The sequence below is a fragment of the Bacillus cereus group sp. MYBK95-2 genome, assembly GCF_051915225.1.
GTDB lineage: Bacteria > Bacillota > Bacilli > Bacillales > Bacillaceae_G > Bacillus_A > Bacillus_A cereus.
Window position 1 is genome coordinate 575,430 of sequence record NZ_JBQAEH010000003.1, and the last position, 12,309, is coordinate 587,738.

The window sequence follows — 12,309 nt, forward strand, 5'->3', positions numbered from 1 at the left end:
TGTAATGAAATCGGTATTAAAAAGCATACTTATTTCCTTTGTTTTTTCAGCAGTAGGTATGTGTTGGTTACTGTACGTATTATTCAAAGGAGACGGAGACTGGTTATTGTCTTGGATAGGTGTATTAATGGCATATTTATCTTTATATACTTTAATAGATTTATATTGTAAAAATACATACGATAAAAAAATAAATAAATGGCTTATAAAAACATCGGTGACTAGTTTTAGTTTTGCTGTATTAGGAATCTCATTTTGTATCATACATGAGCTATTAACACCGTGGAGTCTTAGTTTAATGGTGTGGTATTGGTTGCTAATGTTAGTATTATTTTTAACAACTATAATATCATTAATCAGTTTAGTATTTGTTAATCGTAAAAATCACAATTTCACCGTTGGATATAGAATGCTCATACTTCTAAATATATTTCTTACACTAGGACCAGTATTATGGCCGCTATTACTTTCTATTATTGGAAATGGTATGAATGCTAGTGCGGGCTGGTAAAAAGGAATATAAATTAGTTGTGTAAAGAATAGGATGAAAAGTTGATATAGAATTTTAAATGTTTAAGAGAACATGTTTACATAAAAAATGAAAACATGTTCTCTTTTTATTTGCATGCATAACTCTTCCTCAGTTTACCGTATTTAAATTTAAACGTAAGTATTTCGTAAGGAATGGATAAGAAAAAAGAGAGATTTATCATATAGGATGAAAGTATAGCTTGAATCAATCCGATATTAATGGAGGAGAGAAAGCCTTATGAAAAAATGTAATTCAATTAAGTTAGCAAGTTTTGCAGTTTTATTAGCGGGTACTGTTCTATTCACACCTGGTTTTACTGTGACTGCAGAGTCAGCTCAAAATATTTCTAGTTCGTCACAAGTACATGATCAAAAGAATCGTAATGGCTGGAAACAAGTAATGCAGGAAACAGTACAGCTTGGTGCTGTAGGAATATTAGCTAAGGCGTCTAACAACGGAAAAACTAGTAGTTTTACTGCTGGCGTGGCGGACTTAAGTACAAAGAAACCGGTGAATTCGGATTATCGCTTTCGGATTGGTAGTGTGACGAAGACGTTTACTGCGACGACTGTGCTTCAATTAGTAGGAGAAAATCGCTTACAACTTAACGATCCAATTGAAAAGTGGCTACCAGGTCTCGTGCAAGGAAATGGGTATGATGGTAATCAAATTACGATACGACAACTTTTGAATCATACGAGTGGTATCGCTGAATACTTAAAGTCAAAAGACGCGGACATAATGAATTCGAAAAAAACGTATACAGCAGAAGAAATAGTGAAAATAGGCCTTTCGCTGCCTCCAGATTTCTCGCCGGGTAAAGATTGGTTGTATTCAAACACAGGATACGTAATACTAGGAATGCTTATTGAAAAAATAACTGGAAATAGTTATGCGGAAGAAATCGAAAAGCGAATTATTGAACCTTTGGATCTATCAAATACGTTTTTACCAGGAAATTCACCCGTCATCCCAGGAAAGAATCATGCTCGTGGATATGTGAAAATGGAAGGGACAGGCGAGTTCAAAGATATTACGTATTATAATCCGAGTTTAGCTAATGCAGCTGGAGATATGATTTCTAATGCGGATGACTTAAATAAGTTCTTTTCATCTTTACTTGGTGGTAAGTTACTGAAGGAACGCGAGCTAAAAGAAATGCTTACTACAGTTCCTATAGAAGGCAAAGGGGTTGGTGACGCATACGGTCTTGGAATCTATGAGACTAAACTTCCAAACGGTGTTTCAGTTTGGGGGCATGGAGGAGGAATTCCTGGATTTGCAACTTTTGCTGGGGGAGTAATTGGAGGCAAACATACATTAGCTATCAGTCTTAACTCAATAGGTGGGGTCGATATTGTTCCGCAGTTAAATAAAATGATGCAAATTGAATTTAATAAATAGATGAAAAGAAAATGAATAGAATTTTGTTATAGTTGTATTTAAAAGCGGTGCTTTTTTAAGTTCGCAACTATGGACAGTAGTTGCATTTATGATATGACATCAAGTGTATTCCAAAGTGAAAATCAATCTTAATGCTTACGACAAAATAAAAAAGGATGTCAGTTACATGACATTCTTTTTATTTTGGATAAAAGAGGTATGTGTATAGTTCTGAAAATTGTTATTTTTTAAATTTTTACATATAATGAAGGGTATAGGGGCACCAATAGGGGAGTTATGAATGGAAAATACTTTAGTTAGTTAAATATTACTCGTTTTAATCAAAATAATTATGAGTTGATTTGGAGTTGAATACAATGGGGAAAAATCATTATAAATGGAGTAATAAACAATTACGAGAACATGTTGAAGTACTAGATGGTAAGAGAAGCACACACATATTATTAAAGAATGCAACATATTTAAATTCTTATATGCGCGAGTGGATGACAGCGAATATTTGGATATATAATGATCGAATTGTATACGTAGGGGAGCAGCTGCCAGAGCAATTAACGGAGTGTGAAGTTGTTGATTGCGAAGGAAAGTATGTCGTACCCGGTTACATAGAACCACATGCACATCCGTATCAGTTGTATAACCCAGAGACGCTAGCGAATCATGCGATGCAGTTTGGGACAACAACTTTTATTAATGATAATTTAACTTTATTTTTCACATTAAAGCGTGAAGAAGCATTTCGTTTATTAGATGAATTCAATAAGATTCCAGCAAGTATGTATTGGTGGTGCCGTTTTGATGGACAGACTGAATTGCAAAACGGAGAATCTTTGTTTAATCGTGAAGAAATAATAGAGTGGCTGCAGGAAACGAAGCGATTGCAAAAGAAAGTAGAAGGACATTTTCCGGGTGCATCTGAAACGACTTTAGCGAAGTTAAAACTGTTAGGTACAGATTGTGATCATGAAGCGATGACAGGGCAGGAAGTTTTCACTCGTCTTATGCAAGGTTACACTGTTTCCCTAAGAAATTCTTCAATCCGCCCAGATTTAGAAGTTTTACTGAAAGAATTGTTGGAACTAGGCGTAAAGCAGTTTGATAGATTCTTTTTTACAACAGACGGCTCACATCCTTCGTTTTATGAAAATGGAATGACAAACGTAATGATTTCTACCGCGATAAAACAAGGAGTGCCAGTAATAGATGCATACCATATGGCAAGTTATAATATTGCTCGCTATTATAATATGGAACATGTACATGGTTCGATTGCGACAGGTAGAATTGCTAATATCAATATTTTAGAAAGTAAAGAAAACCCAGTACCAATTAGTGTCCTTGCAAAGGGGAAATGGGTGAAGCGTGACGGTGTAAATACGCATGAAGCATTACATATAGACTGGAGTAAATATAAAGTAACTCCATTATCATTAGATTGGTCAATAGAAAAAGAGGATATGATTTTCTCTAATAAAACGGGGATACACTTATTAAATAATGTTATTACAAAACCATATACTAGTGAAATCAATATAGACTGTGATGAATTATCCACAGATCATGATGAATGCTTCCTCATGATGATTGCTCGTGATGGTACTTGGCGAGTAAGTACAGTTGTAAAAGGTTTTGCGAAAGAATTAGGTGGTCTTGCTAGTTCTTATTCCGGCACAGGTGATATGATTCTCATTGGAAAAAGTAAAGAAGATATGCTTACAGCTTTTCGTAGAGTAAAAGAGCTCGGTGGTGGAATGGTCGTAGCAGAAAACAATGAAGTGTTACACGAAATAGCATTACCATTGCTCGGGATTATGTCTAATTTAAAAATGAGTGAATTAATACAGGAAGAGAAACAGATGGTGAAATTACTACAAGAGCGTGGCTACGCGTATGATGATCCAGCATTTACAATTTTATTCTTTTCTGCGACGCACTTGCCTTTTATACGAGTAACACCTACAGGATTATATGATGTGAAAAGTAGTAAGGTAGTTGCCCCGCCCGTGAATTTGATAAAGCAATATTAAAAGGAAAGATCCTATAAAAATTTTATAGGATCTTTCTCATTATTAGCATAAGAATATTGTAAGCCTCAAATGATATAGTATCTAAATCATTTGAGGTGATATGTAAATATGAAAAAAATATTTTACATTTTAAGCGTATTTATTCTGTGTGTATCGATACAACACGTTGTACATTCCCAATCAGATGCACCAGAATTATCTTCGGATTGTCTCGAAGAAAGAAAAGTTAGAGATGAAAAGCATGTGAAGAATATAATACAGGACATTAAATCCACATTTAATTTAAATATTGATGAACATAGTTTTTGGGAAGTAAGTAAAAGAGATCTGGAGGCTGCTCATTTGATGTATGGTGGAAAGGAAAATGATTCTTATTATAATTCGCTAACTAAAATTTATGATAGTGGTGGATTTAGCGAACAGCCCAGCTTATTTGTGAGGGCGCAAGAAGCATTTTTACTTTATAAAGAAAAAGATAATATCAATGTAATGAAACGCCTAAAACTAGACGTTGAAAAAGGGGAATGGCTCGTTATAAAAACGAAAAAGAAGAAAGGGAAAAAAGTGAAATTCAAGCTGTTGCAATGTGAAAAAGATTATATGAAAAAGAGAAATGAATAACAAAATACTTATTCATACTGTTTTTATTCAACGATATTTTGCTGTTGATGTGAAATAGAAAAAGGTAAACGAACATATTAGCTTTATGGAATATGTTTGTTTACCTTTTTTTGAGAGATTTAATAATTGGGGATTATTTACTGGCTAATGAACTTATAATATTCAATGAATTTGTTCTTCATAAACATTAGATTTTGTGTCAAATGATTTATACATTGCCGAACCACCTATGTATATTTTATTCTACAGTATTTATAAAAGAATGTTGGCTATTCATAAGAAATATGATTGGCACGGTTTTTGCTTGTATTACATGTAAGGAAGGGAGATTGTATGTAAGGAATCTGTACTCGTAATAGTATAAAACAAGCTACTATTGCATTATTAATCATAGTTGTATTTATAGCGGAACTGTAAATACATACAAATAAGTGGGTTTTTTGATTTCAAAATTCTGAATTTTCTTTTAAATTATTAGGGGGCAATGGGATGGTTAAATATTCGAAAATTTCTAAGTGGATTCTTGGTGTTGGATTAGTGACAATAACATGTAATGGTTTGCAAATTCAAGCAGAGACAAAAGAGCAAAATGTGAAGAACGTATTACAAATGGAGCCGGTAGGAATACAGAAATCTGTTGATGAATTGGCGCACCCTTCAAAAGTACAAGAAAATGCATCTTTTACAAAACGGTTAAAATTAGCGGATTTATCACAGCGTCCACTAGCACCAACCGATAATATTAAACCGTTAGCTGAAGAAAAAAAGTATTCAATGGCTGAGTTAAATCAATTAAATAATAAACAATTAACTGATCTTCTTGTGACAATTAAATGGTATCAAATTCCGGAATTATTTCAGTTTAATAGTGATAGTCTTAAATTCTATCAAGATGATAGCCGAATGCAAGCAATTATTAATAAACTAGCAGAACAAGGACAAGCTTATACGAAAGATGATTCAAAAGGGATTGAAACATTAGTAGAAGCTCTACGTGCAGCATTTTATTTAGGTTTTTACCATGATGAATTAAGCAAACTAAATGAGCGTAGCTACCATGATAAATGTTTACCAGCTTTAAAAACAATTGCAAAAAATCCAAATTTCAAACTTGGTACATCAGAACAAAATAAAGTAATTGCATCATATGGAAAATTAATTGGAAATGCATCAGCAGATGTTGAAACGGTTTTATATGCAGGTGAAATTTTTAAACAATATAATGATAATCTTGCAACTTTCATTGAAGACCGAACAAAAGGAGACGCTATATATGAGTTGATGAAGGGAATTGACTTTGATATTCAGACGGATATGTACACGACTGGAAAAGAGCCAAAAGATACGATGTGGTTTCGGAATATCGATAACTTTATTAATGAAGTAAATCGTTTTGCACTACTTGGTACAGTAACAAATAAAAACGGATGGTTAATTAATAATGGAATTTATTATGCTGGCCGATTGGGCAAGCTTCATAGCACGCCGACAAAAGGACAACAAGTTGTTACAGATGCAATGCGAATTTACCCATATTTAGGAGAGCAATACTTTGTTGCGGCAGAACAAATTACTACAAATTATGGAGGAATAGATGCGAATGGAAAAACTGTAAATTTAGATCAAATTCGAGAAGAAGGTAAAAAGAAATATTTACCGAAAACGTATACGTTTGATGATGGAGCAATTGTCTTTAAAGCTGGGGATAAAGTTAGCGAAGAGAAAATTAAACGTCTATACTGGGCGGCAAAAGAGGTGCGTTCTCAATTTTATCGTACAGTTGGTAGCGATAAACCACTTGAAAGTGGACATGCTGATGATGTGTTAACGATGGTTATTTATAATAGCCCAGATGAGTATCAATTTAATCGTCAACTGTACGGATATGAAACGAATAATGGTGGGATTTATATTGAAGGGACAGGAACTTTCTTTACATATGAACGTACACCAGAGCAAAGTATTTATAGTCTGGAAGAATTGTTCCGCCATGAATTTACGCACTACTTACAGGGAAGGTACGAAGTTCAGGGATTATGGGGCCAAGGGGAAATGTATCAAAATGAACGTTTAACATGGTTTGAAGAAGGGAATGCAGAGTTCTTTGCAGGTGCAACTCGATTAGATAGTGTAGTACCGCGCAAAAGTATAATTGGCGGGTTATCTAATGATCCTGCAAAACGTTATACAGCATCACAAACGTTAAATGCGAAATATGGAACGTGGGATTTTTATAATTATTCGTTTGCGCTGCAATCATATATGTATAATAAGCGCCCAGAAATGTTCGATAAAGTACATGATTTAATTCGCGCAAATGATGTTTCAAGTTACGATGCATACCGTGATACATTAAGCAAAGATAATAAGTTAAATGAAGAATATCAATCTTATATGAAAATGCTTATTGATAATCGCGATAAGTATACGATTCCACAAGTATCAGATGAATATTTAACTCAACATGATCCAAAATCGCTTTCGGACGTTACTTCAGATATTACGAATGAAGCGAAATTAAAAGATGTGAAAGTAACAAAGAATAAATCACAATTCTTTAATACATTTACACTACAGGGAACATATACAGGAAGTGTGGCTAAAGGAGAAGTTGAGGACTGGAAAGTGATGAATGAAGCAACAAATGATATGTTGAAACGTCTTTCAGGAAAAGAGTGGACTGGATATAAAACATTGACTGCTTATTTTGTAAATTACCGTGTAAATAATACTGGGCAATTTGAATATGATGTTGTGTTTAGCGGAGTGAATACGGAAGAAGGTACGGCTGTAGAAAAAGAACCAAATAATTCATTTGAAACAGCAAACCCACTATCTTTGAATATTTTGTTAAGAGGAACCTTGAGCGATCAAGATCAGGGGGATAAATTTGTTATTGATGTAAAGGATCAAAAAGATTTACAAATTTCTGTTACGAACGAACAAAATCTTGGACTGAACTGGGTATTATATTCTGAATCAGATTTAAATAATTATGTAGCTTATGCAACAAAACGTGATGGAAACAAATTGCTTGGAAATTATAATGCAAAGCCAGGGAAATATTACTTAAGTGTATATAAGTATGGTGGTGGAACAGGGAATTATACGGTACAAGTAAAATAGTTTACTATAGTTTGTTTTGAAAGGCTACTTATCGCATTTTTTAGCGAAATAAAGTATGTAATGTTAAACATTAAACTAAGCCAACATATCCCTGTTCTAATTATAGAACAGGGATATGTTGGCTTTATATTTTCAAATTAAATAACCTCATTGGATTTTGACAAGAAAATAATTAATATAGATTTGAATTCTCATTCGTAAAGCATGTTTTAATCTTCTTAATGCTCTTTCATTTTTGTCTCAATGCTTGTTTTCAAATCAGTTGATACTTGATTGAAATACCCCAAAACGATCTCCCTAATATCATCGGATATAACTTTCAAATCACTAGCTAAGTTTTCAGCGAGATGTTCTTTTTCTATTGGCTGTAACTTCGTATAAAATTCACCAGCCTGCGTAAAGTCATCCTGTTTCATTATAGAAGTTCTTTCAAGTTTACCTTCAACGTACCTTCCTTCACCGGTTGTAATTTGATTAGCAGGTGTCCAATCTTGCTGCTGGTTAATCGTTAATTTGCGAAATTCTGGACCGATTCTTCTTCTTTGTGAATCACTGTAAATGTTAGCGCGCCCTTGCAGCATTTTATCATCTGATAGTTCTGCACCATCCAGTAAATTAGAAGGAGAGAATGCGACCTTTTCTACTTGTTCCATAAAATTTTCAGGATTTTTATTTAATACCATTTTCCCGACTGGTATGAGAGGATACGTCTGTTCATCCCATACTTTTGTGTCATCTAAAGGATCATAAGAAAGGTGCGCTTCATCTTTCGGATCCATGAGCTGGACGTATAAACCATACTCCACTGGTTTACCATTTTCAATAGCATCATATAAATCTTTCCCGCTATAATCAGGATTTTCAGCAGCTAATTTAATTGCTTCTTTACTAGTAATGTACTGTACACCTTCAAATGGGTACCAATGATACTTTACATACTTTCGATTACCTTCCGCATTTCTCCATACGTATGTATTAACACTATGTCCTGGAATGTGGCGAAGACTTTTGGCCGTACCATTATTAGAATATAAACGGACAACAAAATGAATAGATTCAGGTGCTTTAGCGACAAAACTCCAAAATCTATTAGGGTCTATTAAGTTATTTTTAGGTGAAGGCAATAATGCTTGAATCGTTTCAGGGAAACGCATTGGATCACGGACAGAAAAAACAGGAATGTGATTACATAAAAGGTCAAAAATGCCTTCTTTTGAATAAAATTTTGTGGAAAAACCGCGTACATTTCTAGCAGTATCCGGTGTTCCTTTCGTACTAACAGCTAACGAAAATCGAACCATAACAGGAACTTTCTCATTAGAATTTTGTAAAAAACTTAATTTAGTATGTTCAGACATCGAATATATCGTTTGAAAATAACCGAACGCACCAAATCCTTTTACATGAACAGGTCTTTCTAAAATTTTTTCATGAATAAATTGTTGTAATGACTCATGCAGTACACTATCTTGCTCTAGTACAGGTCCACGTGAACCAACTGTTTGAGAGTGAAATTTAGCTGGTTCAGTAAGTTCTCGATGTTTATTAAAGTCTTCTTCTAATAATTCTTTCCTATGTTTATCATATTTTTCATTCATCGATATAGCCTCCAAATTTTTTCGTCGATTGTTACTAAATATGATTTTATAGTCTCGATTATGTATGACATACAAAGTTCAAAGCAGTAACATACCGCTAGATGAAAAAAACACATATGTAGTGGACCTGTTGAAATAGAAGAAATTATGGAAAAATGAATATCGGGAAGAGAAAGCACACGTTTTAAAAAAAAATGTGGAAGAAAACCACTATTAAAATTTCAATCTTAAAACTTAATTTATAAACGATTATATAGAGAATAAACGTTAAAAAAGGAAAAATAACTAGGAGGAATTTAACATGTCGGATTGGTTTCAATTAGATAAAGAATATATGATGTCTACATATTGTCGGACAGAGGTTGCAATGGAAAGAGGAGAAGGATGTAAACTATATGATGTAGATGGTAAAGAGTATTTAGATTTATTTTCTGGCGTAGGAGTAAATGTACTAGGATACAATCATCCTAAAATTGTACAAACGACAATGGAGCAAGTTGTGAAATCGTTGCATTTACCGTTTCATTTCTTAAACCCAGTTGCAATTGAGTATGCAAAGAAATTAGTAGAGTGTACTTTAAAAAGCGGAAAAGTCTTTTTTACAAACTCTGGTACGGAAGCGACAGAAACGACATTAAAATTAATTGATAAATATAGATCTATTGCGAATGAAGAGCGTGACGGAGTAGTTGTGTTAAAAGATAGTTTTCACGGGAGGACGTTAGGGGCACTACATTTTACGAGACAAGAAAAGGTATATCAAAATTTCCCTAAAACATCTATTCCTGTATACGAAGTAGAGCGTGAGAATATAGACCAATTAGAGGAGACCATTATTAAAGAAAAACCAATTGCGATTATGCTAGAGCCTGTTTTAGGAAGTGGGGGAATTTATCCTTTATCAAGTAAATATTTGCATGGTGTTCAAAATTTATGTGAAAAATATAATGTACTTCTTGTCGTTGATGAAGTTCAAAGTGGTATGGGTCGAACGGGAAAACTATTTGCTTATCAAAATTTTAATATCACACCGGACATTATTCAAATTGGTAAAGGAGCAGGAGGCGGGATACCGCTAGGAGGAATTATTGTAGGTGAAAAGTTATGTGATGTATTTTCACCAGGAGATCACGGGACAACGTTTGCTCATTCATCAATGGGAACAGCTTTAGGTTTAACGGTATTAAATACATTACTTGATGATGGGTTAATGCAAGAAGCTTATGAAACGTCACTATATTTGAATGACAAACTGCAAGACATTCAGAAAGAAAATTCTTATTATATACAGGAAGTGCGTCATGCTGGCATGATGTTTGGAATTAGTCTGAATGATACGAATGAAAATGTGAAGAAATTACAGGTTGAGCTAATGAATAAAGGAATGTTAGTCGATGTAACACAAGGGAATATTATTCGATTACTTCCGCCGTATATTATTACGAAAGAGGAAATTGACGCATTTATGAATCAGTTTATTATTTGTTTAGATAAAGTTGCTGCTGTAGTAAGTGCTTAAAAATTAAAGCTATATTTTATATAAAGTGCACTCTAATTGTTGGGGATAGTTTACAATTGGGGTGCATTTTTTATAGTTGAATTTTGTAAAATACAGTCGTTTGTATATGATAACGGAAAAATAGAAGGAATTTCGTTATATTTGAGTGGTGAAGAAAAGGGAAAGTAAGTATAAAGATAGTAGATAAAGCGGGTGGTTTAAATAACTAATGATAGAACGTTTTGAAAATAACAGCATACGAATATATAAATAATAAGAATGAGGTGATATATTGGAAAATAAGGATATTCAATTTACTTCTTTACAAATGAGAACGGATAAATATGGTTGGGCTAGTATTCAATATACAAATAAAAAGCAGGCTATCTTATATACTCAAAATAGAGGAGTAGAATGGGATGTTGTCAATCCTCTTAATTCAATTGTATTATTTGGGTATCCAATAAACGCTCGAAGCTCTTGGGCATATGGTTTAACAAAAAAGAATGACGATTTATTGCCAGCTATATTTTATACAGTTAATAGAGGAGAAAGGTGGAGTGAGTTTATTTTACCGGTTGAAGAAGATTGGGAGAAATCGACTGATGTTCAAGTGCAATTGCATGCTACGAATATGGATAGTATATGGATTGTATTATCTAGAAAGCTTGCATCAAATAAATTTGAACATAATTTATACTATTTGAAAACGAAAGGGAAAGTTTGGAAAGTAATAAAAAATATAAGTATTAGTGATAGTATTTCAGGGATAACATTTATAAACGATCTAATTGGGTTTATTTCATTACAAAAACATTATGAAACATCAACGGTATTTAAAACAATAAATGGTGGGGAAAGTTGGCATCCTATAAAAGATATTCCAAGTCTTGAAGGAATTAACAATGGGACTGCTATGGCTTATAAAGCAATCTATAAAAATAAATTATTAGTAATACCAACTAAAAAGAATGATGATGTATTTTTAATGAATTACTCATTTGATAAGGGGAATTCGTGGCATATTTCAAATAAAACAATAAATACTAGTAAAGTGGCTGTTTCGTTTTTTAGTTCCTATTATGGCTGGGTTATAAATAGTGAAAATGGAAGTGTGTATCAAATAATAAAAAAAGGAGCAAAATGGATTAAAGTATCAAGCAATCCATTGTTAAAAAATGTATTTTGTTTGCATTTTTTTAATCGGCGTAAAGGTTGGGCGTGTAATAAAAAAGAAATATTTACTACAAAAGATCGCGGTATAACATGGAAAAAGGTAGTATATAAAATTAATAATATTGATAAATTTATTTAAAAAAGTCCTAAAGAAATTAGGACTTTTTTTGTTTTTTATGGTGAGAGTTGTAACAAACAATGATAAGAGAAAGGAGGTAAGTGCAGAACTTATATTTTTAAAAATAGACGTTTGTTTTCACACAGTATAATTCACTTTTGAATATGTTAATAAAGTAGCAAATTCATAGGAAATGGTAATACTTAATA

Annotated in this window: 8 protein-coding genes; 7 read left to right on the forward strand and 1 reads right to left on the reverse strand. The window is 33.1% G+C overall.

The genetic code is table 11. The annotated features are described in order from the left end of the window. The first annotated feature begins 4 nt into the window (after positions 1–4). The 5 genes from ACTFN4_RS14310 to colA all read left to right on the forward strand — a co-directional run bounded on the left by ACTFN4_RS14310 (position 5) and on the right by colA (position 7,710). A complete protein-coding gene (locus ACTFN4_RS14310; protein ID WP_000843838.1) occupies positions 5–511 on the forward strand; it encodes a DUF3902 family protein in 507 nt (168 codons plus the stop codon). 258 nt (positions 512–769) lie between these two features. Continuing rightward, positions 770–1,936 (forward strand): serine hydrolase domain-containing protein, encoded by a 1,167-nt coding sequence (locus tag ACTFN4_RS14315; protein WP_016124771.1) that lies wholly within the window; start codon positions 770–772, stop codon positions 1,934–1,936. Positions 1,937–2,292: 356 nt separating this feature from the next. Beyond that, positions 2,293–3,963 carry an adenine deaminase C-terminal domain-containing protein gene (locus tag ACTFN4_RS14320; protein ID WP_439962475.1) on the forward strand — a complete coding sequence of 557 codons (1,671 nt, stop codon included), beginning with the start codon at positions 2,293–2,295 and terminating at the stop codon, positions 3,961–3,963. A gap of 108 nt (positions 3,964–4,071) precedes the next feature. Beyond that, positions 4,072–4,584: a hypothetical protein gene (locus ACTFN4_RS14325; RefSeq protein ID WP_000719372.1), complete on the forward strand. Its 513-nt coding sequence runs from the start codon at positions 4,072–4,074 to the stop codon at positions 4,582–4,584. A 489-nt stretch (positions 4,585–5,073) separates the two neighbouring features. After that, the gene (gene colA / locus ACTFN4_RS14330) at positions 5,074–7,710 is read left to right on the forward strand and encodes a collagenase ColA (protein WP_439962476.1); all 2,637 of its coding nucleotides are present in this window, start codon (positions 5,074–5,076) and stop codon (positions 7,708–7,710) included. A gap of 218 nt (positions 7,711–7,928) precedes the next feature. Here the strand turns inward: colA and ACTFN4_RS14335 are convergent, their stop codons facing one another. After that, the gene (locus ACTFN4_RS14335; RefSeq protein WP_001003610.1) at positions 7,929–9,308 is read right to left on the reverse strand and encodes a catalase; all 1,380 of its coding nucleotides are present in this window, start codon (positions 9,306–9,308) and stop codon (positions 7,929–7,931) included. 301 nt (positions 9,309–9,609) lie between these two features. Here ACTFN4_RS14335 and ACTFN4_RS14340 point away from each other — a divergent pair, with 301 nt between their 5' ends. Both ACTFN4_RS14340 and ACTFN4_RS14345 read left to right on the forward strand, forming a co-directional pair. Then, on the forward strand, positions 9,610–10,827 hold the full coding sequence (locus ACTFN4_RS14340; protein ID WP_001286474.1) for an aspartate aminotransferase family protein: 1,218 nt from the start codon (positions 9,610–9,612) through the stop codon (positions 10,825–10,827). A gap of 271 nt (positions 10,828–11,098) precedes the next feature. After that, on the forward strand, positions 11,099–12,121 hold the full coding sequence (locus ACTFN4_RS14345) for a hypothetical protein (protein ID WP_439962477.1): 1,023 nt from the start codon (positions 11,099–11,101) through the stop codon (positions 12,119–12,121). The last annotated feature ends 188 nt before the right edge of the window (positions 12,122–12,309 follow it).

Coding starts and splice junctions, on each gene's coding strand:
- ACTFN4_RS14310 (WP_000843838.1), top strand. CDS start 5: ATGAAATCGGTATTAAAAAGCATACTTATTTCCTTTGTTTTTTCAGCA.
- ACTFN4_RS14315 (WP_016124771.1), top strand. CDS start 770: ATGAAAAAATGTAATTCAATTAAGTTAGCAAGTTTTGCAGTTTTATTA.
- ACTFN4_RS14320 (WP_439962475.1), top strand. CDS start 2,293: ATGGGGAAAAATCATTATAAATGGAGTAATAAACAATTACGAGAACAT.
- ACTFN4_RS14325 (WP_000719372.1), top strand. CDS start 4,072: ATGAAAAAAATATTTTACATTTTAAGCGTATTTATTCTGTGTGTATCG.
- colA (WP_439962476.1), top strand. CDS start 5,074: ATGGTTAAATATTCGAAAATTTCTAAGTGGATTCTTGGTGTTGGATTA.
- ACTFN4_RS14335 (WP_001003610.1), bottom strand. CDS start 9,308: ATGAATGAAAAATATGATAAACATAGGAAAGAATTATTAGAAGAAGAC.
- ACTFN4_RS14340 (WP_001286474.1), top strand. CDS start 9,610: ATGTCGGATTGGTTTCAATTAGATAAAGAATATATGATGTCTACATAT.